Source organism: Pseudaminobacter soli (ex Li et al. 2025) (genome assembly GCF_003012705.1).
Taxonomy (GTDB): domain Bacteria; phylum Pseudomonadota; class Alphaproteobacteria; order Rhizobiales; family Rhizobiaceae; genus Pseudaminobacter; species Pseudaminobacter soli.
In genome coordinates this window covers 123,948-149,091 of record NZ_PXYL01000009.1, presented here as the reverse complement: position 1 = coordinate 149,091, position 25,144 = coordinate 123,948, and the positions used below count along the sequence as shown (strand labels likewise).

The following is a 25,144-nucleotide window of genomic DNA, read 5'->3' as shown; positions in this document are numbered from 1 at the left end:
GCCGTTTAACAAGGCCGGCAATCTCAAGCAAGTCTGCCCTCCCTTGCAACGACGAACATGCAATTGCCTCTTAAGCCCGCCTTAAGGAGGAACTACAAAGCGCGCACGGTCGAAACGGAAAATGGGTCATGCGAATACTGATCGTCGAGGATGACGATATCCTGCGGGACGGGCTGAAGGTTGGTCTCTCGCTTGCCGGCTTCACTACCGATGCGGTCGCCACTTGCGAAAGTGCGTTGGCAGCACTGGCGGCAAACAGCTTCGATGCCGTCGTGCTCGATCTGATGCTGCCCGATGGCTCCGGGCTCGACGTGCTGAAATCCCTGCGGGCGGCACGCGACGAGACGCCGGTGCTGCTGCTCACCGCCCGAGATCGCGTCGCCGACCGCATCGCCGGCCTTGACAGTGGTGCCGACGACTATCTGGGCAAGCCTTTCGATCTCGACGAGGTCGCGGCGCGGATGCGTGCCCTTACCCGTCGCTCCAACGGCCGCTCAAACGCCGAACTGCAATGGAACGACATCAGGCTGGTTCCTGCCAGCCAGTTGGTGGAGCGGGCCGGTAGGCCAATACGCCTGTCCCGGCGCGAATTTGCCACGCTGCAGGTGCTGATGAGCCATCCAGGCTCGATCTTCTCCAAGGCACAGCTGGAAGACAAGCTCTATGGCTGGCAGGAGGAGGTGGAGAGCAACGCCGTCGAGGTTCACGTCCACCATCTGCGCGCCAAGCTGGGGCCGGGCCTGATCGAGACCGTGCGGGGTCTCGGCTATCGGCTCGGCACCGAATCTTGAGGCCTTAAGCCTGGCTTAAGCTTGGGAGACGAGGTCGGCGGGGTCGCGCCCGGCCACGATCGGCGCCGCTCTTCCAACAGGTTCGAGAGATGACCAGATTCCTTGCCGCGTTCTTCATCCTCCTCGGAGGCATCGTTTCGGCCGCTGCCCAGCAGCCCAAGCCGTTGCAACCGGACGAAGCATTCAGGCTGACAGCCGTCCGTGCGGCCGATGGCGACGTGACCTTCGAATGGGCGATTGCGGATGGGTATTACCTCTATCGCGATCACATCGAGGCGAAAGATGCCGCCGGTGGGGCGACGCTGAAGCTGGAGACTGGCGAAGGAACCAAGGAAGACGATCCGAGCTTCGGCGCATCGGAAGTCTACTACGACTCGGCATCGGCGCATCTGCCGAAGGGAGCCCCCGCCGAAATCCTGCTGACCTATCAGGGTTGCAAGAAGGATTCGATCTGCTATCCGCCCGAGACGCGCTCGGTAAAGATAGCTACCCTGGAAATTAAGCCGGTTGCCGCCGGACTCGGCGCCGCGCCGGAAACGCCCGCAGATGAGGGTGTGGGCGCGTCCGATCTTCGCCTGTCGCAAGACGCGGCTTCCGGTGGAATGGTGGCCTCGCTACTAGCCGACGGCGGGTCGCTCTGGGTGGTGGCGAGCTTCCTGGTCTTCGGGCTGCTGCTTGCCTTCACGCCTTGCGTGCTGCCCATGTTCCCGATCCTCGGCGCGACACTGGCACGCTCCGGCGAGATGCTGACCCCGCGCCGGGGCTTTGTCCTGTCGCTCGCCTATGTCCTGGCCATGGCTACCGCCTTCGGGCTGCTGGGCATCGCCGCCGCATGGTCCGGCCAAAACCTGCAGATCGCCCTACAGTCGCCCTACGCAGTGGGCACGGTGGCGGTAATCTTCTTCATCCTCGCCCTCTCCATGTTTGGCCTGTTCGAAATCCAGCTTCCGTCGGCCTGGGTCAACCGCATAGCCGGCGGTCAGGGCGGAAGGCGCGGATCAATAGCCGGCGCAGCCGCCGTTGGATTCACCTCGGCGCTTATCATCGGCCCCTGCGTCACCGCTCCACTGGCAGCCGCATTGCTCTACATCGCCCAGACCGGCGACGCCTGGCTCGGCGCAGCAGCCCTGTTCGGTCTCGGCTTCGGCCAGGGCATTCCACTCATCGCCTTTGGCACGATCGGCAGCCGCGCTCTGCCGAAAACCGGCGGCTGGATGGAGTATGTCAAATATGTCTTCGGCTTCGTGCTGCTCGGCATGGCGGTGTGGATGGCTGCGCGACTGCTGCCGCCACCGGCGACGCTCGCGCTGTGGGCGGCATTGGCGATGACAGCCTCCGTATTCGTCGGCGCCTTCGATGCGCTGGGCAGCGATGCCACGGCCGGGCGCAAGCTGCGCAAAGGCGCCGGCATGGCGCTGGCTCTCTATGCGCTGATCCTCGGTATCGGCGCGGCCTCCGGCGGCAACGATCCGTTGCATCCGCTGGCGCGCCTCACCTTGTCTCAGGCGCCCGCCGCCGGCAGCCCTGCGCTCGACTTTGCGAGCGTCTCGTCCTCTGCCGAACTGCACGGTGCTATTGCCGCCGCCTCTGGCGATAGCAAACCGGCGCTGGTCTACTTCACCGCCGACTGGTGCGTGACCTGCGCCGCCATCGAGCGCGACGTGTTGCCGGCGCCGGAAGTGGCGGACAGCCTTTCCGGCTTCCGGCGCGTCAAGGTCGACCTGTCGCGGTTCGATGATGCGAACCGGAGCCTGATGAGGGAACTTGCCGTTGTCGGGCCGCCGACGATGATCTTCTTTGCCTCCGATGCCACCGAGGCCGACCATACGCGTCTTGTCGGCGAGGTAAGCGTCGATTCGCTCGTCGCCTCCGCGGCGCAGGCGAGCCGCTAGAGCATTTTGCAGCCAAGCGGGTTCGCTTGGCGTCGCACAAATGCGGCTAACGAGATAGACGAAGATCATGAATGCTTTTTCCATCGGCCCTCTGATGTTCTCTCCGGACCGTTTTGCGGCCGTGCTTGCCATCGGCACCTTCCTTGCCAGCGCCGAGCTTCTGGCCCGCAACGTCGATCCCCGCTTTTCCGGTTGGTCTTGGAGGGCCGGGCTGGCCTTCCTCATCGGTGCCAGGCTCGGCCATGTCGTCAGGCATTTCGACAGCTTTGGTGCCGAACCGATGCGGGCGCTGGCTGTTTGGCAAGGCGGCTTCCTGATCCCCGCCGGCATCGCTGCCGCTCTGGCGATCACGCTCATCTACCTGCGCCGGCAACCACGCTTGCTGATCTGGACGTCGGTACCCGTGGCAGCCGCCGCCTTCACCGCCATGCTCGTCATCCAGCTCACGGCGGGCGTGCCGCCCACACCGCTGCCTTCCGGAACTTACCACGCCCTTGATGGGAGCGCAGTCGCGCCGGCGTCGCTGACCGGCAAGCCGATGGTGGTCAATCTCTGGGCATCATGGTGTCCGCCCTGCCGGCGTGAAATGCCGATGATGGCCGATATCGCTGCCGCCAATGACAAAGCCTTCTTCCTGTTCGTGAATCAGGGCGAGGAAGAGGCGACGGTCAGATCCTACATCGAAGCCGAAGGCCTCGCCCTCGGCCCGGTTCTGCTCGACGGGTTGGGTCGCTTCTCGCGCCACTACACGACGCCCGGCCTACCGGCCACGCTGTTTGTGGGAGCGGATGGAAGGCTTCGCTCCATCCATATGGGCGAGATCTCCCGCGAGGCTGTGTTGGACGGCATCGCAGAGCTGCACGAGTAACCGCCGCTGCCCTTCAGGCGGCCGAGGCTTGCCATGCAACCCTGTCGTCGGCAATGACCACGCCGGCAGCGAGCCCGCCTTCTGGCCGGTTGCGCATCTCAAGGCGTGCACCGCCATGGTCTAGCGCCATCTCGACGATACTGAGCCCGAGGCCGCTGCCGACCGCTGACCTGAAGCGCCCCCTGAAGAAGCGTTCCGTCACCCGCGCCAGTTCCTCTTCCGGGATGCCCGGGCCTTCGTCCTCGATCCAGATCGTGACACCGGCCTCGTTATCGGCGAGCCGGCAGGATACACGCCCGCCCTGGGGCGAATGATGCAACGCATTCTCCATCAGGTTGCGCGCGGCGAGCCTGAATAGCTCCGGTGACATGCTAAGTTCGAGCGCCGAGAGGTCGGCATCGACAGCAACTTCGGCCACCCCGCCCGTAAGAGAAATGAGCTCGCCAGCGATAGTCTTTAGCAGTCCGCCAGCATTGAAGCGCTCCTCGGTTGGGAGCTCTGCGCCGGAATCGAGCGAGGCAATGTCCAGCAATTGCCGCACCAGACGGCCGGTCCGATCAACGCCGACGACGATCTGGGCAAGCGCATTTTCCCGGATCGCGGGATCGTCGCTGGCCAGCGCAATCTGCGCCTGCGTCTTCAGGCCGGACATGGGCGTCCGGAGCTCGTGCGCAGCAAAAGCGGTGAAGTCGCGCTCGCGGTCGCGTGCCTGCGAGACACGCTGGAATAGCACGTTGATCGCCTTGAGCACCGGCCGCAGTTCGCTTGCCGTGCCTACGTCTTCGATAGGGCTGAGATCGGAAGCTTGCCGCATCGACAGTTCTTTCGCGATACCCCGGAGCGGCATCAGCCCGCGCCCGACGCTCAGCCAGATCAGCCCAGCCAGCACCGGCAGGATGAGAAGCGCTGGAAGCAGAACGCCGGCAATGACATTGTTCACCAGATGGTCACGGAAATAGACCCGGTCGCCGACCATCACCACCACACCCGCTTCCGGGTTATCGACCGTATAGACACGCCACGTCTCGCCATTGATGACCGTGTTGGAAAAACCTGGCTGCCGTTCCGACAGCCTCGCTTTCGGCGCGTCCTCGGACTGGCTGAGCAGCGACCCTTCGAGCGACCAGATCTGGCATGAAAGCTGGCGGTTGTAGGCTGAATGCGATTCGGTCGGGATTGGCGGCACCGCCGCGCCTTCGCCGGTGCCGAGGGCGCGCCGCGTCACCATCGAATTGACCATACGCGTAGCTTCCATCAGCCTGGCATCCAGCACGCGTTCCAGTTGCGAGCCGGTGCTGAAGAATATCCACACCACAGCAGAGAGCCACACCAGCCCCGTGGTCAGGATCAAAATCACAAACAGTCTGGTTCGCATGGAATGCATCGGTTCACCTTCGCTCGCAGCGCCCTCAGGTCGGCGCGATGGCACCGCTGCTCTCCTGATGCCGGTGCCTTAAGGCAAACTTAAGAAAGCGCGCACAAGGCGCCGCAACGGCATCTGTGCGGCCGCTGCAACACATCGTTTCTTTCCGCGCACGCGGCTTTCCTTTTGCTCTTAAGCCTGCCTTAAGGTGGGCCAAACCATCTCGGCCCAGATTCCAGAAATCGAGGCCGCTCCCATGTCCACCACCCCTCCCCGGATCCTGCCCGTGATTGCAAAAACCGGCCCTGTCGAAACCAATGGCGCCGTGCGGATTCCCCGCCGTTCCGCGCTGGCCATGTTGGCCTCGCTCGCAGCAGTGGGATTCGTTCCACAAGCATACGCCAAGGACGATGGCCTCTCGACTGAGATGATACTTAACGATCCCGCGGACCCCAAGGCGGGCAATGCCAAGGGCGACGTCACCATCGTCTATTTCTTCGACTACAACTGCCCCTACTGCAAACGGACGGTCGCGCCGCTCGACAAGGTCGTGCGCGCCGACGGCAAGGTCCGCCTCGTCTACAAGGATTGGCCGATCCTCAGTACAGCCTCAATCTACGGCGCGCGGCTGGCGCTGGCCGCCCATTACCAGAGCAAATACCACGAAGCCCACCATGCGCTGATGTCCATTCCGGGCGGCAAGGTCTCCGAGGACAGGATGCGCAAGGCGGTCGCAGCCGCTGGCGTGGACATGGCGCGGCTCGAGCGCGACATGAAGGCCAAAGAGGGCGACATCACCGAGCTCATGCGTCGCCACGGCGCACAGGCCGACGCGCTCGGCCTTGCCGGCACCCCTGTTTTCCTCATCGGCCCCTTCCTCGTCGCTTCGGCGCTGGACGAAGCCGGCTTCAAACAAGTGATTTCCGACGCGCGGGCGCGCGGCAATAAGTAACTCGAAGGACATACGAATGATCGACGAAACGGACGGCCAGGCACGAGGCGTGCTCAAGGCGTTGGCGCTGCTGGCGTGCATGGGGCTTGGCGCCTGTACCACCAACGCTTCCAATGTGGCGCTTCTGGCCCCTCAAGCGGCGGCAACACCGGAGGCGCAGCCTGCGGTAGCCGCCGAGGAGGCATCCGCTTCGGCCACGCCGCCACGCTATGGCCAGCGAAAGAACGAGCGCTTCACGGTGCCAGTTGAAGACCTGGCGGCTATCCCGCAGAAGTACCAGCGCCAACTCGTCGACTATCCCACCGAAAACGTCCCGGGCACCATTGTGGTCGATCCGAAGAACCGCTTCCTCTACCTGGTCCAGGCCAACGGCAAGGCGCTGCGCTACGGCGTAGGCGTGGGCGCCGCGGGGCGCGGCTTCAGCGGCACGGCCGACGTCGCCTATAAGCAGGAGTGGCCGCGCTGGCGGCCGACCGACAGCATGATCGCCCGCGCGCCGGAGCGTTACAAAAAGCATGAGAACGGAGTCGAGGGCGGTCCCGGCAACCCGCTCGGCGCCCGAGCCATCTATCTCTTCAAGGACGGCCAGGACACTTACTACCGCATCCACGGCACCAACCAGCCGGACAGCATCGGCAAGGCCGTCTCCGCCGGCTGCATCCGCATGCTGAACAACGACGTCATCGATCTCTACGAACGGGTGCGCAAAGGGGCGAAGGTCGTCGTCCTGTAGCGGCATCGCCGGCCACTAGGCCGGCGAGCATCCGCCGAACGAGACACTGCTCAATGGCGGAGATTTGAGCTGGCGCCAGCGATTTAAAGCTGGCGCCACGCCTGGAACGATCGCAGGACCGCCTATTCGGTCTTCGCTTCGATATCGACCTTTTCCAGCAGGCTTAGCGGGTCTTGCGATGCGGTGGCAATTTCGACCACTCCGATGCCCGCCTCAGATTTCGCCTTCACTGACATCGTCAGAATGTTCGGCTTTGCCAGGAAGCTCGATAGCGCTGTCACCGCTTGCTGCAGCTTGGGCTGGTTGGCAGCCGCTTCCTGCAGCACGGCACCAGCGATCAGCGCCAGGGAGGTGCGAACCTCGTCGACTGTCATGCCACTTTCTGCGGCATAGAGCGCGAGGCTCTTCCCGATTAGACCCTTCTCCTCGACCTTGAGGTTGACCTCGCGCGCCTTGAGACCCAGCGTCGCCACCTGCGCTCTCGTGACATCACCGGAGAAGAAGTCTTTGGTGACGCCTCCAATGACGCCCGAAATCGAGATCGTGCCCATGTCCGGGCCACCAATCGACACGTCCTTCACGACGAAATTCTGGCTTGCTTCGTCCCAAGCCCCCTCGATTCTCGAAGACAGGGTCAGTTTGTCGTACCCAAGCTTGCGCAGTTGCTTATAAGCTTCGTCATTGGTGTTCTCGGGCACCGGCAGGCTGAGATCGTCGTAAACGATGCGAATGTCTGTCGGAATGCCATTGTAGAGCTTGTTGAGCGCCATCTCGTAGTTCTTGAGAGAAAGCCTGATACGCTCCTGGCCAGGCGCTTCCGCCTGCTCCTCAGCCGATGAACTTGCCTCGCTTTCGGCATTTTCCTCAATGCCGGGTGTGTCCGGCGAAGCCGCGTAGGCTTCGTCGTTTGCTTCGTCCTCTGCCTCGATTTCAGAGGAATCGTTTGCTTCGCTGGTCTCCTCCGAACCTAGCGGGTTGAGAGAATCGACAGCTTCCGCGTCGGAGTGCGGAAGATCGACATCGAGATTGGCGATGCGTATCGTACCGAATTCAGGCAGCAACGTCGCATAAGGGAATGCGGCCATCTGGTCTTCGTTCAAGGCCACGAATTTCTTCAGCCCCTCCAGGGTCGGGCCCCAGGAAAAACCGGAAACGCTTGCCTCGCCGAGCTTGACGTAATCGTCGCCCTCTCCCATCGAAACGCCATTGATGCTGGCGTCGAGCTTGCTGTTGTCGAACTGAAGCGTCATGCGATCGACGTCGAAATGGATCGTCTGGGACTTGTCCTTCGACGGGCCACTGACTTTGAGACCGTTCATCTCGATGTCGCCTTTGTCGATCACGTCGACTAGCGAGATAAACTTGGCGAACAGGGCACCACGCTCGGCCGGCGTCAAGGTGTCCGGATCGGGAGAGGCCTGCAGCTTTTCGAGGGTTTCCAGTAGCGGCTCGGCGGGCATGCGCACGCTGAAACCGCCACTGCGGATTTCAGCGTATTTGAAGGTGCCTTCATCAACGGTCCAGGCAAGATCCGTGATCGAGAACGGACCGTAGACGTTTCTTGTCTGATTGTCCGCCTCGCCCGCTTTCTCCGTGTAGAGCCGAGCGACGTAGGCGGCTTCAAAGTCCTTGCCGGAAATCGCGCCGATCGTACCGCTGACATTTTGCTTCTTGGTCTGCCCGTCCGGTGCGGGACTGTTCAGGTCAAATTCCAGAACCGCTCCGCCGGAGGAATACTGCGCGACATGCCCGCGAGCGATATCGTCGAATGCCACGTTCGTGTAGGCGATCTTCTGCTTATTTCCGGCCATCGCATGGGAAACGGTGATCTCAGGCGCCGAGATGCGCTTTGCTGAGAAGCGTTCGATGCGCTTGGCTAGAGTAAGTTCGCTAGGGCCAAACATTTCGGCCAAGCTCTGCCGATCGAAATTGGCTTCTTCAATTGCCGCATGCGGGATCGAGATCTTGCCCCCTGCGATCTCGGCGGTGAGGCCGGTGATGTCCAGATTTCCGTTCAGAAACAGGATCTTTGGACGCCCGTCGATCGCTGTGATCTGCACGCTCGATCCGCTTCTGAATGGAAGCGTCACGTCGCGCAGATGGACGCGTCCCAGAAAATCGACTTGAACGGATCCGGCGTTTCCGCCGTGTTTGGCAATGTGTTGGCTGATGCTCCGTTCGAGACTGAACTTATTGATTGTGACGCCAGCCGCAGCGATCGCAATGACTGCAGCCGTAGCCCAAAGAGCTACTCGTCGACCTTTACCGGTCGTTTTCGTTGCCTGATCCAAGATTTCCGTCCTTTCGCTGCGAAGCATTGACCGGATGCGGTCATTGCGAGCGACTAATCGGACGGCTCCGTCTGTGCAATCGCTATGGCTGATTAAATCACTGGTTGTTACTGGACCACCGTCGAATCCTCTCATCGATGTCGAAGCGCTGGCGCTCGGCGTGACGGTGTCTGAGCAAATCCCCCTCTGATCGTCAGGCGGCCACAGCGTCGGCAATGGCCTGACCGCAGGTAGCAGTGTCGGCCTTGCCGCCCAGGTCACGCGTGCGCAGAGCCTCGTTTGCGAGAACGTCCTCGATTGCTTTGACGATGGCGGCGGCGGCCTCGCGATGGCCGAGATGCTCGAGCATCATGGCGCCGGTCCAGATCTGCCCGACCGGATTGGCGATGCCCTTGCCGGCAATGTCGGGGGCAGAGCCATGCACCGGCTCGAACAGCGACGGGAATTTTCCCTCAGGATTGATGTTGGCGGACGGGGCGATGCCGATCGTACCCGTGCAGGCCGGGCCGAGGTCGGAAAGGATGTCTCCGAACAAATTGGAGGCCACCACCACGTCGAAGCGGTTCGGGTTGAGCACGAACTGCGCAGCGAGAATGTCGATGTGGTACTTGTCCCAGCGCACTTCGGGATAGCTTTTGGCCATCTCCTCCACGCGCTCGTCCCAATAAGGCATGGTGATGGAAATGCCATTCGACTTGGTCGCCGAGGTCAGGTGTTTGGCGTCTCGCCGCTTGGCCAGTTCGAAGGCATAGCGCAGGATACGGTCGACGCCGATGCGGCTCATCACCGTTTCCTGGATAACCACTTCGCGCTCCGTGCCGGGGAACATGCGGCCGCCAATGGAGGAGTATTCGCCTTCCGTGTTCTCGCGCACGATGTAGAAATCAATGTCGCCGGGCTTGCGCCCTGCCAACGGCGCGGGAACGCCCGGCATGAGCCGCACGGGCCGCAAGTTCACATATTGGTCGAACTCGCGGCGGAACTGCAAAAGCGAGCCCCAAAGCGAGATGTGGTCCGGCACCGTATCCGGCCAGCCAACGGCGCCGAAGAAGATGGCGTCGTGCCCGCCGATCTGCGCCTTCCAGTCCTCCGGCAACATCGCCCCGTGCTTCAGATAATAGTCGCAGGAGGCGAAATCGAAGCTGTCGAAGCGAATGTCGATCTTGAACTTCGAAGCCGCCGCCTCGAGCACGCGCAGGCCCTCAGGCACGACTTCCTTGCCGATACCGTCGCCGGGGATAACCGCTACTTTCATGGATTTCTCGCTCATTTTCGTCTCGCCTAGTGCAGGATCTGGCTGAGGAACAGCTTGGTCCGCTCGTGCTGCGGATGGTCGAAGAACTCGGCCGGCGTGTTCTGCTCGACGATCTGGCCCTGGTCCATGAAGATCACCCGGTTGGCGACCTTGCGCGCAAAGCCCATCTCGTGCGTCACGCACAGCATGGTCATGCCCTCTTCGGCCAGCCCCACCATGGTCTCCAGCACCTCCTTGATCATCTCCGGGTCGAGCGCCGAGGTCGGCTCGTCGAACAGCATGATGCGCGGGTTCATGCACAGCGAGCGTGCGATCGCCACGCGCTGCTGCTGGCCGCCCGACAGCTGGCCGGGGTACTTGTTGGCCTGCTCGGGGATCTTCACCCGCTTGAGGAAATGCATGGCGATCTCCTCGGCCTGCTTCTTGGGCATCTTGCGCACCCAGATCGGCGCCAGCGTGCAGTTCTCCAAAATCGTCAGATGCGGGAACAGGTTGAAGTGCTGGAACACCATGCCGACCTCGCGGCGCACCTCGTCGATCTTCTTCAGATCGTTGCTCAGCTCCTTGCCGTCGACGATGATCTTGCCCTTCTGGTGCTCCTCCAGCCGGTTGATGCAGCGGATCATGGTCGACTTGCCCGAGCCGGACGGGCCGCAGACGACGATGCGCTCGCCGCGCATCACCCGGAGGTTGATGTCCTTCAGCACATGGAACTCGCCATACCATTTGTGCATGCCGACGATATCGACCGCCACGTCGGTGTCCGAGATGTGCATCTTGCCGGCGTCGACCGCCAGGTCGTCCGCGCGAACCGTGTTTTCCGCCGCCATTCCAACCTCCTTGGAAACTCTCCCGGCCTTGCGGCCCTTAAAACCCGGTGCGGCGGCGGGCGCCGCACCGGTTCTTTTGTCGTCAGTAGGCCGGCTGGCCGGCGGCGATCCACTCGGCGGCATCGTCCAACGTGCGCTCGAAGGCCTGCGCCATCTCCTCGATCTGGCTCTCAGTGATGATGAGCGGCGGGCAGAACGCCAGCGTGTCCATGATGTTGCGGACGATCAGACCATGGTGATGGGCCCTGGCGAAGACATAGGCGCCGACCTTGCCGTGTTCGGCGAAGCGCGCCTTGGTGGCCTTGTCCGCGACGAGCTCGACACCGGCGATGAGGCCGACGCCGCGCACCTCGCCGACTAGCGGATGCGAGGCGAGCTTGGCCAACCGCGCCTGCAACACCTTGCCCATGGCTGTCGCGTTCTCGACCAGCTTGCGCTCTTCGATGATCGCGAGGTTTTCCAACGCAACGGCGGTCGCCACCGGATGACCGGTTGCGGTGTAGCCGTGACCGAAGGTGCCTATCTTGCCGCTGTTGTCGGCGACGGCCTTGAAGATGTCATCGGAGATCATGATGGCCGCGAGCGGCTGGTAGGATGAAGTGATCTGCTTGGACAGTACCATCAGGTCCGGCTTGATGCCGTAGTGCTCCGAACCGAAGGTCGTGCCCAGGCGGCCGAAGCCGGTGATGACTTCATCGGCCACCACCAAAATGTCATAGCGGCGGCAGATTTCCTGCACCTTCTGCCAATAGCCTTCAGGTGCCGGGATGACGCCGCCCGCCGACATCAGCGGCTCGCCGATGAAGGCCGCAATCGTGTCGGCACCCTCTTCCTGGATGACTGCTTCGAGTTCGGCGGCGAGCCGCTCGACGAACTGGGCCTCGGTCTCACCCGGATTGCCGAAGCGATAGAAATGCGGGCATGTGAGGTGACGAACCGGGATCGCCGGCAGGTCGAAATCGCGATGATTGTTAGGCAGGCCGGTGAGGCTCGCGGCCGCCACGGTGACGCCGTGATAGCCCTGCGTGCGGGCGAGGAATTTCTTCTTTTTCGGACGGCCGAGCGCGTTGTTGTAGTACCAGACCAGCTTGATGACGGTGTCGTTGGCTTCCGAACCCGAATTGGTGAAGAAGACGTGCGACAGGCCTTCCGGCGTCATTTCGGCCAGCTTCTCGGCCAGTTCGATCGACGGCAGGTGCGACTTGTGCGCGAAGGTGTGGTAGTAGGGAAGCTTGTCGAGCTGCTTGCGCGCTGCCTCGACAAGGCGCTTCTCGCCGAAGCCGACTGCGACGCTCCACAGGCCGGCCAGACCCTCGATGTAGCGATTGCCCTGATCGTCAAACACATAAATGCCCTCGCCGCGATCCATGACGATCGGGCCGATCTCGGCGTGACGAACCGCGTTGGTATAGGGGTGGAGCTGGTGGGCGATGTCGCGCGCAGCGGTGGAATTTGGTCTGGACATGAAGCTACCTCGTTGTCGGTGGATGTTCGGATGCATGCCGGCGCTTGCGCCGGTCGCGCGTTCGGACTGTCGCCCGACTTGCATCGGGCGATGGGTAGGGGTTTATGGATCGCTCTTTGGCGTCTCAGGTGGTCAGGAAATCATCCCGGATCATCATCGGTGTGGGCCAATATTCCGAAGCAACCGACGATGTCTTGCAAAACCGCGGCCCGCGCGCCCGCGCCGTCATGTGCCGCGATGGCGTGCAGGGCATCTTCGTGCGGCGGGATTGCCTCCTTGAGCCGACCCGGTTGTGCCTTGGCCATTCGGACTGATGGCCCCATGCGCAGCCATAGCGGCTCGATCATGTCGTAAAGAATGGGCGAATTGGCCATCCTTGCGATTTCAAGGTGAAACCGAGCGTTAGCACGCAAGAACATGCTGGCGTCGTTGTTGTTGGCTGCCTTGGCAAGCGCGTTGAAGTGCGCGGTCAACGGTCCCATGCTCTCCGGCGTCGAATGCTGAGCGGCACGTTCCGCCGAAAGCCCTTCCAGGGCGACGCGAATGTCGCGGATTTCCGCAAGCTCCTCAGGCGTAAGGTTGGGCACATAGAAGGTGCGCTCCAACCTTAGGGCGCCGATGCTTTCGAGCTTCTGCAGCGCGTCGCGCACCGGCACCGGGCTGGTTCCCAGCGTGGCTGACAGCTGACGTAGCACGAGCCGGTCGCCCGGCCTGAACTCGCCGGTGATGAGTTTTTCCTTGAGTTGTCTGTAAATCTGCTCGTTCAGCGTGTCCTGAACGAGAGACTTATAGACTTGCTTGCGTTCATCAAGCATCGGGCATTCCTGCAGAAGACATAGACCGGTTACCTGCGCTCATTAGCGAATTCCTGCTCGAGCCGGCGAGAGTGCAGTGACAGGATATAGCAGAACGCGAAGAACGCGATACCGACTGCAAGATAAGCTTCGCGATAGAAGCCCATCCAGGTACCGTCCGCTATTGCCCCGCGTGCCCCACCCAGCACGTCGATCAGGCCAATGATGCTGATGAGCGTCGTGTCCTTGATCGATTCGATGAAGGTATTGATGATAGCCGGCAATGCAATGCGGAAGGCCTGCGGAAGCACAACGAGACGCGAAACCAGCCGATCGGGCAAGCCAAGGGCGTGAGCGGCCTCGGCCTGGCCCTTGGGCACCGCATCGAGGCCCGAACGTATCGCTTCGGCCAGATAGGCCGCCTGGAACAGGATGAGGGCGATCTGGGCGCGCAGAATGGTGTCGATCATATTGCCGCCGGGCAACAGCAGCGGCAACATGGTCGAAGCGACGAACAGCACCGCGAGCAGTGGCAGGCCACGCACGATCTCGACATAAGCGTCGCAGGAACGCTTCACCACCATGATCTTCGAACGCCGACCGAGCGCGAGTCCCACCGACAGCGGCAATGCGAGCACGATGCCGAAGGCGGAAAGGCCGACGGTGAGCGGCAGGCCGCCCCAGCGGCTGGTGGAGACCGGCTCGAGGCCGAGGACACCGCCGCCCATCAGGACAAGGCTGAGGACCATCACCACCACCCAGGCGATAGCCAGTGCCGGCTTCCACAGCTGGCGGAAGCCGCTGGCGATCAGCACCCCAAGCACCAGGACGATAGCGAGCGCAGGCCGCCAGTATTCTCCTGCAGGATAGCTGCCGAACAGGACGATGTTGTAGCGCTCGGTCAGCATCGCCCAGCATGCTCCGCCGGCCGCGCGGCATGCGTCGGGCGTCGCATGGCCGAAGGTGGCATTGAGCACCGCCCAGCCGAACAGGCTCACCAGCGCGTAGCCTATCAGCAGCACACCCAGAACGGTGATGATCGCATGCGGCCACGGCTTGAAATAAGGGCTCATGCGGGTCTTCAGCGACGGATAGGTTCGCTGGACCGGGGTGATGGCAATTTCGCTCATAGCTTCACCAGTTGCGCACGCTTTTCCAGCTGCCGAATGAGGACCGAGGTCACAAGGCTCAGCGACAGATAGATCAGCAGGTAGATCGTGACCGTTTCGATGGCCCGGCCCGTCTGGTTGAGCGCCGTGTTGCCGACCGAGACGAGATCGGGATAGCCGATCAGCACGGCCAGCGTCGTGTTCTTGATCAGGTTCAAATACTGGTTGGCGAGTGGCGGCAGCATTAGCCGCAGCGCCTGCGGGGCCAGTACCAGCCACAGGGTCAGGAATGAGCCAAGGCCGAGCGATGAGGCAGCTTCCGACTGCCCCTTCGGCAAAGCCGCAAGGCTGCCGCGCACGATCTCGGCGATGAAGCCGGAGGTGTAGAAGGCAAGACCGAACAGCATCGCCAGATATTCGGGCGTCACGCTCCAGCCACCGCGAAAGTTGAATCCGACAAGTGCAGGCCGATCGAGCGTCATCGTGCTGACGCTCCAGGCGCAGAGGCCAACGAGAATTACACCGCAGCCGGACAAAGCGAGCTTTCCAGTACGTGGGAACACGCCGGTTTCGTTCTTGCCGCGCAGCGACAGCCGCATGGTCGCCCATGCGGCGGCGATCAGAAGAACCACCGCAATGAGCAGCGCCATGCCGTTCTCGATCAGCGGCAGCGGCAAGTAGAGCCCACGGCTGGAGAGCATCACGCCATCCAATGGCGTCCAGGCCTGGCGCGGTCCCGGCAGCGCGCGGACGACGGTCGCACAAACCACCAGGATGAGCAGCAGCGGCACGTTGCGCGTGAACTCGACATAGACTTTCGCCACACGCGTCAGCAGCGGGTGGCCGATGCGCGCGGTCAGGCCGACGACTACGCCGAAGACGGTCGCCAGCGCGATGCCGGCGATTGCCAGCCGGATCGTGTTGAGCAACCCGGCGGTCAATGCGCGCAGATAGGTGTCGCCGGAGCTGTATGAGATCAGTGACTCACCAATGGGGAACGACGTCGCCTCCTTGAGGAAGCCGAAGTCGATGGTAATTCCCTTGGCAACCAGATTGGCGGAGAAGTTGTGTGACAGCCACGCCAAGACGGCGATGGCTGCCACCACAAACGTCACACCTTGGAGACGTTCCCGGCTGATCATCTCAGCGGAGCCGCATACATGAGGCCGCCCTTGGTCCACAGGTCGTTCAGACCGCGGTCAAGCTTTAGCGGGGAGCCCTTGCCGAGGTTGCGTTCGAAGCTCTCGCCATAATTACCGACAGCCGAGACCATGTTGACCACCCAGTCTTCCGACAGGCCAAGGTCCTTGCCATTGCCGGGCTTGGCGCCGAGCAGCTGCTGGACTTCCGGATCCGTCGAGGACGCGGCCAGGTCCTTCACATTGGCCTGCGTGATGTTCAGGCGCTCGGCCTCGACCATCGCGAACATCACCCAACGTGCGACGAGGAACAGGTCCTGATCGTCGCCATAGACCGAAGGCGCATAGGGCTCGAGGGTCAGGAAGTTCGGGAAGATGATGTAATCGTCTACATTGCCATGGGCCACACGCGAACCGGCGAGATTGCCGTAGTTGCCGCCGAAGGCATCGCAGCGACCGCCGAAGAAGGCCGCGTCGAGCTGTTCCCAGGTGCCAAGCACGAGCGGGGTATATTTCATCCCACGCGACTTGAAGAAGTTCTCGGTGTTCACCTCAAAGGTCGAGCCCTGCAGGATGCAGACGGTTGCATCCGCGAGCTGGTCCGGGCTTTCGACGCCGAGCGACTTGGGCACCATGAAGGTGTAGCCGTCAAAATAGTTCGGCGAGGTGAAGCGAGCCTTCTGGGCGCCTTCGCGGTTGAGCGTGGTCGTAGTGTCGTGCGCAAGAACGTCGATCTCGCCCGAGGCAAGCAGCACGAAACGCTCCGAATAGGAGGTCTGCCGATAGGTCACCTTGTTCGAGTCACCGAGGATCGCGGAGGCCATTGCCTTGCAGAAATCGACGTCGATGCCGGCGAGTTCGCCATTCGTTGCGGGGGCGGAAAAGCCAGGTACGGCCTGGCCAACGCCGCAGGTCAGGTTGCCTTTCTGCTTGATGGTGTCGAGGACTTTGCCAGCCTGGGCCTCGAGTGGCGCAAACAGCGCGCCAACCATTGCCAGTGCGGTCAGGCAGCCCAGGGCGCGGCCCTGTATCCTCCCGGTGAGTTTCATTGCATTCCCTCTCTTGTGTGTTTGAACAAAACTTCCCCTTGGCGGCACACGTGCCTTGGTGCCGCCAGAAGCTCCCGCTCGCCTAGCGCGGGTTCTGCGTCAGGCAGACATATTTCAGGTTCAGGAACTCCTCGATGCCGTAGCGCGAGCCTTCGCGGCCGACACCGGATTCCTTGATGCCGCCGAAGGGCGCGACTTCGTTGGAGATGAGGCCTTCGTTGACGCCAACCATGCCGGTCTCCAGCGCCTCGGAAACGCGCCACATGCGGTCGAGATCTCGGGTGTAGACATAGGCGGCGAGACCGGCCGACGTGTCGTTAGCCGCCGCGACCACCGCATCCTCGTCATGGAAGCGGAAGACTGGAGCCACGGGGCCGAAGGTCTCTTCCTGGGTAAACAGCATCGTGTCGTTGACGTCGGTGAGGATCGTCGGCACGTAGAACGTGCTGCCCAGTTTGTGCGGCCTGCCGCCGGTGGCCAGCTTGGCGCCCTTGGCAAGCGCGTCGGCCACATGACCTTCGACCTTGGCGAGCGCGGCCTGGTTGATCAGCGGCCCCTGCTCGACACCGTCTTCGAAGCCGTTGCCGACCTTCAGCGCTTCGACTGCCTTCTTGAAACGCTCGACGAAGGCGTCGTGGACAGAATCCTCGACATAGATGCGGTTGGCGCAGATGCAGGTCTGGCCGGTATTGCGGAACTTGGAGGCCATCACGCCCTGCACGGCAACGTCTAGATCAGCGTCGGCGAAGACGATGAAGGGCGCGTTGCCGCCGAGCTCCATCGAAACCTTCTTCACGGTGGCTCCCGACTGCTCCATGAGCAGCTTGCCCACGCGGGTCGATCCGGTGAAGCTCAGCTTGCGTACGGTCGGGTTGGCAGTCATCTCGCTGCCGATCGCCCGGGCATCGCCTGTGACGATATTGAGAATGCCGGCCGGAATGCCTGCGCGGCTTGCCAGTTCGGCCAGAGCCAGCGCCGAGAAGGGCGTGAATTCGGACGGCTTGACTACCACCGAGCAACCGGCGGCCAGCGCCGGTGCGCATTTGCGGGTGACCATGGCGCTCGGGAAGTTCCAGGGCGTGACAGCCGCCACCACGCCGACCGCCTGCTTCATCACCATGATACGCGACTGCGCCTTGGGCGCCGGGATCAGGTCGCCATAGACCCGCTTGGCTTCCTCGGAATACCACTCGACGAACGAGGCCGAATAGCGGATTTCGCCTCGGCTTTCGGCGAGCGGCTTGCCCTGCTCGGCGGTCATGATGCGAGCGAGGTCCTCGACATTGTCGGTGATGAGCTCGAACCAGCGACGCATGATTGCAGCGCGTTCGCGAGCAGCCAATGCGGCCCATGGCTTGCGGGCCTTATCTGCCACGCGGATCGCCCCCTGCGTTTCCTCCCCACCCATGTCAGGGATGGTGCCCAGAAGCGCGCCGGTAGCCGGATCGGTCACCGCCATGGTCGCCCCGCTGTTCGCGTCGACCCACCTGCCATCGATGAAAGCCTGCTGGCGAAGCAGGGTCGGGTCGGCCAGCCGTCCGATCAGGGGATGGTTCGAGTTCTGGTGGATAGTCATGCGCGCGGTATTCCCGAAATGTCTTCGAAATTTGAAATCTGACGTTTGATATATCAAATTCCAAATGACGCAGAGTCAAGATGGCTTTGCACTGGGCCAATGGAATGGACGCTGCTGGCAGCACTACCGCTGAATTCCAATGTGACTTAGCCCGTGTTCCCGGGAAAGGAGCGCCATGGGGCTACGATGCTCTCCTAGGCGAGATGCCCCCTATCGACACGGTGCGTTCAGAACTTCGCGGACTTGCACTTTTTTAAGTGCCCCTGGAACCTCTGCGGAGATCAACCGTTTCCATCGCTCATCAATGGCAATTGCTAGCCCGCCGCCTTTCAAGCCGACGGGCACTTTTTTTTGCAGCAGCCATCCTGCGTCTTGCGATACGGGCGAAAGTGCATTGCCAGCGGGCGAAAAGAGCGTGCCGTGGTCTATTCAGGGGCTGGAGCAGACCAGAACGCTTTCACCCCGATTGTGGAGGAAGCGAAATGGCTCGCCATCACAAGGTTCTCACCCCCGAACATCTGAACATCGTAAGGCGCGCCTTCGAACGTGTCCGCTGCCAGCGAAGGCTGCCGCGGCGGGGAGCTCAGGCAGAACGCCTCGCCCTCAAGGCGCTCGACCTTTTCAAGGCCGGCTATATCAGAGAGGCCGCGCTGGCCAGAACGCTTAGGCAAGAAGCGTGAGCCCAGCGGGCGGGTGAAGCGCGCGGAGCAATGGCGATGATGCCCCCTTTCAAAAAGCGAAGGCCGGGCAGAGCCTGTCTACCCGGCCAATTCTGGCGATCTGTTCGGCGGAGCCGCCAAGGCTCAGTTTCCCGCGGGCACCTGCGCTAGAAGGTCCTCGAGCACCTTCTTGGCCTTGCCGGTCTGCTTGACCGCCTTTGCCTGCTCGAGATTGGTAGCTTTGCCCACCACAATCAGGGCCACCATCCCCATGCCGTAGTGTGGCGTGCATTTGACGCCGTAGACGCCTTCCTTGTCGAGCGTGACTGTGATCTGTTCACTCATCTTGCCCTTGAAAGGCGCTGCCCCATCGGGGATCATGTCCTTGATGGTCTCGGCATCATGGGACTTGTCCGTTGGCACGAAGGTAACGGTGTCGCCGGGTGCCGCGACGATGAAATCGGGCTGGAACACCATGGTTCCCTTCTCGCCTTTGTTCAGCATCTGGACCTGATGATCGGCGGCCTGGGCGGCGCCGGTCAGGAGGATGGCTACGAAGGCGGTCGCAATTGCAATTGAACGTTTCATCGTCTTTTCCTTTGTCCTTGCATGACGGCTCCAGCCGTCGGCCTTTCTGTAGGACGCCCGCGCATCGAGAACTTTGATGCAGCGCAAACTTGACTGGCACTTCACGAATTCAGTGCCGCTTCGATGTTGCCACAGCGCAGTTGCAATCTCGGTCAGGCTTCGTCGTCCGAGCGAGAGATGGTCGCGCAAGGCGAGAATCTCGATCATCGCTCACTCTCCTCCCGGCTGAGAGGCTTCGGGGTTAAGGGTCCGAACAAACGCCTCGAGGTCGTCCAACTGCTGCTCCGACAGCTCCAGCGGTTTGAGCTCGCTGCTGCCAAAACCGGCCTTTGGCGCCTTGTTGTAGTGAGCCAGCAAATCATGGAGCGTTGCGAACTGGCCGGCATGGGTGAACGGGGCGCGCAGCGCAACCCCTCGCAATGAAGGCGAGCGGAAGGCGCCGACCAGGTCGGGACTCGCCGTCGCCATGAACTTGAGCTCCGTGCAGGCCGATGGCTCGGCATCGCTGTACGCGCCAAGGCAGTTGAACGGATCCGCTTGCAGTGCGGCAACCGAGGTGCTGCGGCCGCTGTCATGGGCGGCATCGCCGCCCGGCAGGCCGACATTGTGGAAGGCGTTGTCGGTGAACAGCGGGCCGTTGTGACAGCTCACGCAGTTGCCCTGGCCGATGAACAGCTTGAGGCCCGCGCGCTCCTTGTCGCCGAACAGGCCGTCGGCCTGCTTCTGGTGGCCGGCCGCCAGCGCGGAAGCATAGGCGTCGAAGCGCGTCGGCTGCGGCGCAATCGTGCGCTCGAAGGCGGCGATCGCCTTGCCGATGTTGGCATAGGCGAGGTTGAGCCCTTGCTGCTGCCGCGAACTCAGCCTGCCCCAGGCTGCTGCGGACGCGGCGGGGCCGTCGGGCAGCGCATGTTCCGGCAGGCCGTCGAGGCGCGGCAGCGGGCCAAAGATGCCTTCGTACTCGGCCTTGTAGGCGCGGGCGATCAGCCGAACGACCATCGTCCGGTCGGCACCATGCTCGACCGGATTTTCGAGCGGTCCCAGCGCCTGCGACCATTGGCTGTCCTTGCGCCCGTCCCAGAACAGGAACGGGAAATAGGCGGTGCCGGCGATCGGCATCGTGCGCCGCGTGCCATCCGCCATGCCGTGCCCGACCGGCAGGTCATCCTGGAACTGCCGGTCGGGCTGATGGCACGAGGCGCAGGCGATGGCGCCATTGGCGCTGAGCCGCGTATCGAAGAACAGCGCCTTGCCCAAGGCTGCGGCGGCGGGATCGTCCGCAACACGGTTGGACGGGTCGGGGCGCAGCGCAGGCAGATTTGCAAGCGACAACGACTGGATGCGCTTGAGCTCGTCCGCCGACCAGTCGGGTTTGCGCATGACCGAACCGGCGCCCAGCACCACGGCGGCGCAGGCAAGTCCGGCGAGAACCAGGAGCAGGTGCCGGCGCATGGTCAGAGCACCAGGTTGAAGGTGGCCTTGTCGGCACCCTTGGGACCGTTGATCGAGACGGTCAGCGTCCACCATCCGGCCATGTTGAACTTCATGCCTTCGATCCGGTGGCGGCCTGCGCCGAGGTCGCGCGTGACCTCGGGTTTTGTCGGCAGGCCATGGCCGTGCTGCGGCATGCCGCCGTCGATGGTGATGGCGACGTTGGCGGCCGGCTTCCCGTCGGTGCTCGTCACCTTGACCGTCCAGCTATGGATCGCCCCAACAGGAATTGGGGACTGATCGGCCGCAAGTGACGCGACATATAAACCGTGGTCGGTCGTCTTTCTCAGCGACAGATCGAGGTCGGAGGGCGGCGGCTCCATCATCCGGGCGGCGAAGCCGGCAGTGGCGACGGCAAGAATGGCGAGCGGCGCGGCCCACAGCAGGCGGCGCCGAGAGAACTTGGCAGACATGGCGATATTCCTCGAGTTGCGTTGGCGCGGGCTCGATAGACCTGCTGTCTGAGGCAGACTTGAATGAAGGGGCTATGCCGTCATCTGGCGCGATGCCGACGGCGCGTCCTGCCGCAACGAACTTGGCGCCAGGCCGTAGGTCCGTCGTGTCGTACGGCTCAGATGTGCGGAATCTGCAAAGCTGGTTGCATGAGCCGCATCAGTCCACGACGTTCCGCCGAACCCGAGCTCGAGTGCCCGATTGAGCCGTGTCCACAGAAGATAGGCTCGAAACGAGATACCTGTTTCCTCGACGAACAGGTGCCTGAACCGTCCTGGAGAGAGCTTAACGTGGTGCGCCACTGTTTGGAGGGTTAGCGGTTCTGCCAGCCTTGCGGCAATGAAGTCGGTGGCGCGAATGATCCGCTGATCGACCAGCCTTGCCGGAACGCCTCCGGAAAGAGCGTAAAGGGCATTGAGTGCAGCGTCCTCGAGTTCTTCGTCGGCATTCCCGCTGTCAAACGCCGTGCGGAGAGTTTTGGCGTGCGATGCAATCTCTTCCAGCGGGACACCCACGATGTTATCGCGTCCGAAGCGGGCCATAAGGCTGCGGCCCAAGGTGGACTCCGGGTCGCAGAATAGTTGCGCCACCATCCCTCCCGGCGCTTGAAATGTGTGAGTCACGTCCGGCGGAATGACAGCAGCTCTGTAGGCTTCCCAAGGCGCCGTATCGCTCGTTCTAAACTGCACGCGGTCGGACAGGCCAATACTGACCTGGATGGCATGGTGGGAATGGAGCTCGCTCGGCCGAAAGGCCTGCCCGATCCAAAGGCTGCCCCCCGCCCAGAAGATGAACCTGCCAATCCCCACAATCTCCATGTGACTGATATGGCATGAATCTCGCGACGATTGGAGTCGTTGAGATTCAGCCGATGACCCGCAGCGCCGCCACGACTAGCGAAGGTCATCTGCCTCCTCCTGCAGCCCCTACGTTCAAGTCAACGACTGAGTTAGCGCATAGGTCCGCTCCATCAAAAACGGAGCCCCCAAATGTTCATTACCCGTCTGATCGATAGATTAGTCCTGTATCGTCGCCGCCGTCAGACCACCCTTGAACTTGCCAGTCTCAGCGAGATCCAGCTCGAGGATTTCGGTCTCTGCCGCCGCGACCTTCGCATCAAGCGGACTCGTTGAAAGGAGCATCATCGTGAGCAACGAAGCATTCAGCCCGCGCAAGTCGATGCGCCTTTCGGCCTGCATGCTGCTTGTAGGACAGATTCTCTACATCGTGGTCACCCAGTTTCACGCCAGTGGTAATGCAAACGATCATCACGCCATATTCGCCGAGTATGCTGGCAACGGGATCTGGGCGGCCGTACATGTCGGCCAGTTCGCGAGCATGGCGATCCTGCTCGCAGGGCTGCTCGTCCTGTCTTTGGCCCTGGATGTTCAGACTGAAGCGTCGAGGCTGCTGGGCCGATGCAGCGCCGCTGCAGCGGTGGCGACGCTGGCGCTATACGGCGTGCTCCAGGCGGTCGACGGAGTGGCTCTCAAGCAGGCCGTAAACGCGTGGGCAAGCGCCCCTGACGCTGAAAAGGCGACGCGCTTCGCCAGCGCCGAAGCAATACGATGGGTCGAGTGGGGGATGAGGAGCTACCAGGACTTCATGCTGGGCCTCACTTTGCTGCTGTTCGCGACCTCGATGGCGAGGACAGTTTGTGTTCCGCGAACGATAGCCTACCTGATGGGGCTCTCCGGCCTTGCCTATCTGTTGCAGGGCTGGGTGGCCGGCTCCGAGGGCTTCTCGCCAATCCAGTCGGTCGCAATCGTACTGGCCTGGACGCTGAGCCTGGCATGGATGATCTGGCTGGTCGTCGTCCCTTGGCGGACGCAGGATTTCTAGATTCCGTTGGCCGCCGAAGAAGGCTTCACCATTTAGCCGACCATCCTCCGAGTTGAATTAGATCGACCTCGCTCTACAGCGGGAAAGCCGCGCCCCGACGATCGGCGGCCGTAGCCGGGGCGCTCTGATCAGGCCTCGTAGGCCATCGACGTCATCATGCCGCCGACCATGTGGTAGAGGTGGTGGCAGTGAAGCGGCCACTTGCCGAAATTGTCGGCGTCGAAGGCGATCGTCACCATGCTCATGCTAGCAGGAACGAGCACCGTGTCGCGCATTGCTCCGGCGATACGGCGGCCGTTGATTGCCACCACCTGGAAGTGATGCCCGTGCAAGTGCATGGGGTGCGACATGGTGGTGTGGTTCATGAAGGTTAGCTCAAAACGGTCGCCGCGCTTCACCGCAAGGGGCTTGTCTGCACCGTGCACCGCTCCGTCGAGCGTCCAGACGTACCCTGCCGCTTCGCCGAGCATCATGGTGTGCCGACGCGTCGCCGGCCTCTCGGCCAGCGGCTTTGCCGCAAGCAGCTTCTCCTCGAGCCCGACCCCGACGGCAGGAAAGTCCTCCTCTGCCATCTCAGCGATCTTGCCAACAACCGCGCCCTTGGGCGCGAGCACGATGCCAGTCCTCATGCGCCCCCTCTCCTGCACGGCGAAAATAGGCCACGCCGATGCGTCCTTCGGCAGTTCAAGCAGAATGTCGAGACGCTGGGCGACGCCGAACTCGAAACGCGAACTACGGACCGGTTCGACCGGCATGCCGTCAACGGCGATCAATTTGCCTGACAACTCCCCGAGGTCGATCCACATGTTCGTGCTGGCTGCCCCATTGATTAGACGCAGGCGCACGCGGCCGCCGGGCTCGACCGCAAAAACTTCCGGGTCGTCGAGCGTCCGGTCGTTGGCAAGCAGAGCGTCATACTGCACGTCCTGCAGATGAGCCATGCCGCCCATCGACATACCGGACATGTCGTGGCCTGCATGTCCGGAGGCCGACATCTCCATCGCCTGCATGTCATGTCCACCGCCCATCAGTTCGGCCAGAATCTCGGCCGGGTTGCGGAAGGTGAAGTCGTGGAACAGCACCACGATTTCCTGAATGTCGGCACTGGCTTCGGCCGGTTCACGCACGATCAGCGGCGCTGCGAGCATGCGCTGCTCCTGCAGACCCATATGCGAGTGCATCCAGAAGGTGCCCGGACGCTCGACCGGGAAGTCATAGTCGTGACTGCCCCCATCCGGGACAAGCTCCTGCGAAATGCCTGCAACGCCGTCCTGCTGCCAGGGCGGAGTGAGCCCGTGCCAGTGGATGACCGTCGGCTCGCCGATGCGGTTTTCCAGCCGGACGCGAAAATTCTCGCCCGCACTCATGACGAGGCCGTGGCTGCCATCGGCCTGGGTGAGGCCGAAGACGGTGGCGGCGCGGCCCTTGACCTCAATGACGCGCCTGCCTGCGGTGATGACCTTCTGGCCATCGGCCCGGGCCGGGCGCGCCGGAAGCAGCAGCGATGGAACCGCGGCGGCCGAAAACGCAGCGGCGGAAGCCGCGAGGAAGTCGCGGCGCGAAAGGGTTTTCATAGTCTATCTCCAATCTGAATGATGTCCGGCACACAGAGAGCAAGCCGGTTTGAGCGGGGCTCTGCGTCAGTTCAGGAGATGGATGGCGGCCTGGGATGGGGCGCGGCTATCGCGCCGCGCAAGGGGTCATCTTTGGAAGGCAGAGGCGACGTCACCGTCATGTCCGGGAAGGCTGCTGCCAGGGGCAGCGGCGCGCAGTGACTGCAGGAACTCAGGCATTGGATAAGACAGCCTTTAGCCGTTTGATCCTGGGAATGCCCGCCGCAGCAGGTGGTACCGGCCTTGGCGTGGTGCGACATCACTTTGGTCGCTTGCGCATGATGGTCATGGCTTGCCGGTTGGGCGAAAGCCACTGGCCCCAGCAAGACGAACAGCAGCAGAAGCAGGGGCAGCACAAACCGGAAGCCTATGGCTGCGGCGGACCGCATATCGG

At 62.5% G+C, this 25,144-nt stretch carries 23 protein-coding genes; 8 read left to right on the top strand and 15 right to left on the bottom strand.

Annotated elements, in window-relative coordinates; all coding sequences use genetic code 11:
- Positions 1-128: 128 nt before the first annotated feature.
- From C7I85_RS18495 to C7I85_RS18485, 3 genes are all read left to right on the top strand, one after another.
- Positions 129-791 carry a response regulator gene (locus tag C7I85_RS18495; RefSeq protein ID WP_106725479.1) on the top strand — a complete coding sequence of 221 codons (663 nt, stop codon included), beginning with the start codon at positions 129-131 and terminating at the stop codon, positions 789-791.
- A gap of 89 nt (positions 792-880) precedes the next feature.
- Complete coding sequence (gene dsbD / locus C7I85_RS18490) at positions 881-2,683, top strand: protein-disulfide reductase DsbD (RefSeq protein ID WP_106725478.1); 1,803 nt, start codon at positions 881-883, stop codon at positions 2,681-2,683.
- A gap of 67 nt (positions 2,684-2,750) precedes the next feature.
- Complete coding sequence (locus tag C7I85_RS18485; protein WP_106725477.1) at positions 2,751-3,551, top strand: TlpA disulfide reductase family protein; 801 nt, start codon at positions 2,751-2,753, stop codon at positions 3,549-3,551.
- Positions 3,552-3,564: 13 nt separating this feature from the next.
- Here the strand turns inward: C7I85_RS18485 and C7I85_RS18480 are convergent, their stop codons facing one another.
- Positions 3,565-4,926 carry an ATP-binding protein gene (locus tag C7I85_RS18480; protein WP_342587312.1) on the bottom strand — a complete coding sequence of 454 codons (1,362 nt, stop codon included), beginning with the start codon at positions 4,924-4,926 and terminating at the stop codon, positions 3,565-3,567.
- Between the two features lie 244 nt (positions 4,927-5,170).
- Here C7I85_RS18480 and C7I85_RS18475 point away from each other — a divergent pair, with 244 nt between their 5' ends.
- Both C7I85_RS18475 and C7I85_RS18470 read left to right on the top strand, forming a co-directional pair.
- Positions 5,171-5,866, top strand: coding sequence for a DsbA family protein (locus C7I85_RS18475; protein WP_342587311.1), 696 nt, complete (start codon positions 5,171-5,173; stop codon positions 5,864-5,866).
- Positions 5,867-5,882: 16 nt separating this feature from the next.
- Complete coding sequence (locus tag C7I85_RS18470; RefSeq protein ID WP_245444995.1) at positions 5,883-6,599, top strand: L,D-transpeptidase; 717 nt, start codon at positions 5,883-5,885, stop codon at positions 6,597-6,599.
- A gap of 122 nt (positions 6,600-6,721) precedes the next feature.
- Here the strand turns inward: C7I85_RS18470 and C7I85_RS18465 are convergent, their stop codons facing one another.
- The 9 genes from C7I85_RS18465 to C7I85_RS18425 all read right to left on the bottom strand — a co-directional run bounded on the left by C7I85_RS18465 (position 6,722) and on the right by C7I85_RS18425 (position 18,107).
- Entirely contained in the window at positions 6,722-8,890 is a 2,169-nt protein-coding gene (locus C7I85_RS18465) for a hypothetical protein (RefSeq protein ID WP_106725556.1), read from the bottom strand.
- A 193-nt stretch (positions 8,891-9,083) separates the two neighbouring features.
- A complete protein-coding gene (locus C7I85_RS18460; protein WP_106725475.1) occupies positions 9,084-10,160 on the bottom strand; it encodes a tartrate dehydrogenase in 1,077 nt (358 codons plus the stop codon).
- Between the two features lie 11 nt (positions 10,161-10,171).
- A complete protein-coding gene (locus C7I85_RS18455) occupies positions 10,172-10,921 on the bottom strand; it encodes an amino acid ABC transporter ATP-binding protein (RefSeq protein WP_181257229.1) in 750 nt (249 codons plus the stop codon).
- Positions 10,922-11,057: 136 nt separating this feature from the next.
- The gene (locus C7I85_RS18450) at positions 11,058-12,440 is read right to left on the bottom strand and encodes an aspartate aminotransferase family protein (RefSeq protein ID WP_106725473.1); all 1,383 of its coding nucleotides are present in this window, start codon (positions 12,438-12,440) and stop codon (positions 11,058-11,060) included.
- Positions 12,441-12,580: 140 nt separating this feature from the next.
- Entirely contained in the window at positions 12,581-13,255 is a 675-nt protein-coding gene (locus C7I85_RS18445; RefSeq protein WP_106725472.1) for a GntR family transcriptional regulator, read from the bottom strand.
- A gap of 29 nt (positions 13,256-13,284) precedes the next feature.
- The gene (locus C7I85_RS18440; protein WP_106725471.1) at positions 13,285-14,364 is read right to left on the bottom strand and encodes an amino acid ABC transporter permease; all 1,080 of its coding nucleotides are present in this window, start codon (positions 14,362-14,364) and stop codon (positions 13,285-13,287) included.
- Positions 14,361-15,446, bottom strand: coding sequence for an amino acid ABC transporter permease (locus tag C7I85_RS18435; RefSeq protein WP_181257222.1), 1,086 nt, complete (start codon positions 15,444-15,446; stop codon positions 14,361-14,363). Before C7I85_RS18435 ends, C7I85_RS18440 begins: the two co-directional genes overlap by 4 nt.
- 35 nt (positions 15,447-15,481) lie before the next feature.
- Complete coding sequence (locus C7I85_RS18430; protein ID WP_106725469.1) at positions 15,482-16,531, bottom strand: transporter substrate-binding domain-containing protein; 1,050 nt, start codon at positions 16,529-16,531, stop codon at positions 15,482-15,484.
- 82 nt (positions 16,532-16,613) lie between these two features.
- Entirely contained in the window at positions 16,614-18,107 is a 1,494-nt protein-coding gene (locus C7I85_RS18425; RefSeq protein WP_106725468.1) for an NAD-dependent succinate-semialdehyde dehydrogenase, read from the bottom strand.
- A 482-nt stretch (positions 18,108-18,589) separates the two neighbouring features.
- Between C7I85_RS18425 and C7I85_RS18420 the strand changes: the two genes are divergently transcribed.
- Positions 18,590-18,787, top strand: a complete 198-nt coding sequence (locus C7I85_RS18420) for a hypothetical protein (RefSeq protein ID WP_106725467.1) — start codon at positions 18,590-18,592, stop codon at positions 18,785-18,787.
- 123 nt (positions 18,788-18,910) lie between these two features.
- Here the strand turns inward: C7I85_RS18420 and C7I85_RS18415 are convergent, their stop codons facing one another.
- From C7I85_RS18415 to C7I85_RS18400, 4 genes are all read right to left on the bottom strand, one after another.
- Positions 18,911-19,354, bottom strand: a complete 444-nt coding sequence (locus C7I85_RS18415; RefSeq protein ID WP_106725555.1) for a pseudoazurin — start codon at positions 19,352-19,354, stop codon at positions 18,911-18,913.
- Positions 19,355-19,564: 210 nt separating this feature from the next.
- The gene (locus C7I85_RS18410) at positions 19,565-20,803 is read right to left on the bottom strand and encodes a cytochrome-c peroxidase (RefSeq protein WP_106725466.1); all 1,239 of its coding nucleotides are present in this window, start codon (positions 20,801-20,803) and stop codon (positions 19,565-19,567) included.
- A 2-nt stretch (positions 20,804-20,805) separates the two neighbouring features.
- Positions 20,806-21,255 carry a FixH family protein gene (locus C7I85_RS18405; RefSeq protein WP_106725465.1) on the bottom strand — a complete coding sequence of 150 codons (450 nt, stop codon included), beginning with the start codon at positions 21,253-21,255 and terminating at the stop codon, positions 20,806-20,808.
- Positions 21,256-21,327: 72 nt separating this feature from the next.
- Positions 21,328-22,113 (bottom strand): helix-turn-helix transcriptional regulator, encoded by a 786-nt coding sequence (locus C7I85_RS18400; RefSeq protein ID WP_106725464.1) that lies wholly within the window; start codon positions 22,111-22,113, stop codon positions 21,328-21,330.
- A gap of 171 nt (positions 22,114-22,284) precedes the next feature.
- Here C7I85_RS18400 and C7I85_RS32290 point away from each other — a divergent pair, with 171 nt between their 5' ends.
- Together C7I85_RS32290 and C7I85_RS18390 are read left to right on the top strand one after the other, a co-directional pair.
- A complete protein-coding gene (locus C7I85_RS32290; RefSeq protein ID WP_106725463.1) occupies positions 22,285-22,428 on the top strand; it encodes a DUF1127 domain-containing protein in 144 nt (47 codons plus the stop codon).
- A 13-nt stretch (positions 22,429-22,441) separates the two neighbouring features.
- Positions 22,442-23,137: a DUF4386 family protein gene (locus C7I85_RS18390; protein ID WP_106725462.1), complete on the top strand. Its 696-nt coding sequence runs from the start codon at positions 22,442-22,444 to the stop codon at positions 23,135-23,137.
- Between the two features lie 128 nt (positions 23,138-23,265).
- Here C7I85_RS18390 and C7I85_RS18385 read toward each other — a convergent pair whose 3' ends face one another.
- Complete coding sequence (locus C7I85_RS18385) at positions 23,266-24,711, bottom strand: multicopper oxidase family protein (RefSeq protein ID WP_106725461.1); 1,446 nt, start codon at positions 24,709-24,711, stop codon at positions 23,266-23,268.
- Positions 24,712-25,144: the final 433 nt, after the last annotated feature.

Bases quoted from the DNA above. Each gene is read 5' to 3' on its own strand.
- C7I85_RS18495 (WP_106725479.1), top strand. From the start codon at position 129: ATGCGAATACTGATCGTCGAGGATGACGATATCCTGCGGGACGGGCTG.
- dsbD (WP_106725478.1), top strand. From the start codon at position 881: ATGACCAGATTCCTTGCCGCGTTCTTCATCCTCCTCGGAGGCATCGTT.
- C7I85_RS18485 (WP_106725477.1), top strand. From the start codon at position 2,751: ATGAATGCTTTTTCCATCGGCCCTCTGATGTTCTCTCCGGACCGTTTT.
- C7I85_RS18480 (WP_342587312.1), bottom strand. From the start codon at position 4,926: ATGCGAACCAGACTGTTTGTGATTTTGATCCTGACCACGGGGCTGGTG.
- C7I85_RS18475 (WP_342587311.1), top strand. From the start codon at position 5,171: ATGTCCACCACCCCTCCCCGGATCCTGCCCGTGATTGCAAAAACCGGC.
- C7I85_RS18470 (WP_245444995.1), top strand. From the start codon at position 5,883: ATGATCGACGAAACGGACGGCCAGGCACGAGGCGTGCTCAAGGCGTTG.
- C7I85_RS18460 (WP_106725475.1), bottom strand. From the start codon at position 10,160: ATGAGCGAGAAATCCATGAAAGTAGCGGTTATCCCCGGCGACGGTATC.
- C7I85_RS18455 (WP_181257229.1), bottom strand. From the start codon at position 10,921: ATGCACATCTCGGACACCGACGTGGCGGTCGATATCGTCGGCATGCAC.
- C7I85_RS18450 (WP_106725473.1), bottom strand. From the start codon at position 12,440: ATGTCCAGACCAAATTCCACCGCTGCGCGCGACATCGCCCACCAGCTC.
- C7I85_RS18445 (WP_106725472.1), bottom strand. From the start codon at position 13,255: ATGCTTGATGAACGCAAGCAAGTCTATAAGTCTCTCGTTCAGGACACG.
- C7I85_RS18440 (WP_106725471.1), bottom strand. From the start codon at position 14,364: ATGAGCGAAATTGCCATCACCCCGGTCCAGCGAACCTATCCGTCGCTG.
- C7I85_RS18430 (WP_106725469.1), bottom strand. From the start codon at position 16,531: ATGAAACTCACCGGGAGGATACAGGGCCGCGCCCTGGGCTGCCTGACC.
- C7I85_RS18425 (WP_106725468.1), bottom strand. From the start codon at position 18,107: ATGACTATCCACCAGAACTCGAACCATCCCCTGATCGGACGGCTGGCC.
- C7I85_RS18420 (WP_106725467.1), top strand. From the start codon at position 18,590: ATGGCTCGCCATCACAAGGTTCTCACCCCCGAACATCTGAACATCGTA.
- C7I85_RS18415 (WP_106725555.1), bottom strand. From the start codon at position 19,354: ATGAAACGTTCAATTGCAATTGCGACCGCCTTCGTAGCCATCCTCCTG.
- C7I85_RS18410 (WP_106725466.1), bottom strand. From the start codon at position 20,803: ATGCGCCGGCACCTGCTCCTGGTTCTCGCCGGACTTGCCTGCGCCGCC.
- C7I85_RS18405 (WP_106725465.1), bottom strand. From the start codon at position 21,255: ATGTCTGCCAAGTTCTCTCGGCGCCGCCTGCTGTGGGCCGCGCCGCTC.
- C7I85_RS18400 (WP_106725464.1), bottom strand. From the start codon at position 22,113: ATGGAGATTGTGGGGATTGGCAGGTTCATCTTCTGGGCGGGGGGCAGC.
- C7I85_RS32290 (WP_106725463.1), top strand. From the start codon at position 22,285: ATGTTCATTACCCGTCTGATCGATAGATTAGTCCTGTATCGTCGCCGC.
- C7I85_RS18385 (WP_106725461.1), bottom strand. From the start codon at position 24,711: ATGAAAACCCTTTCGCGCCGCGACTTCCTCGCGGCTTCCGCCGCTGCG.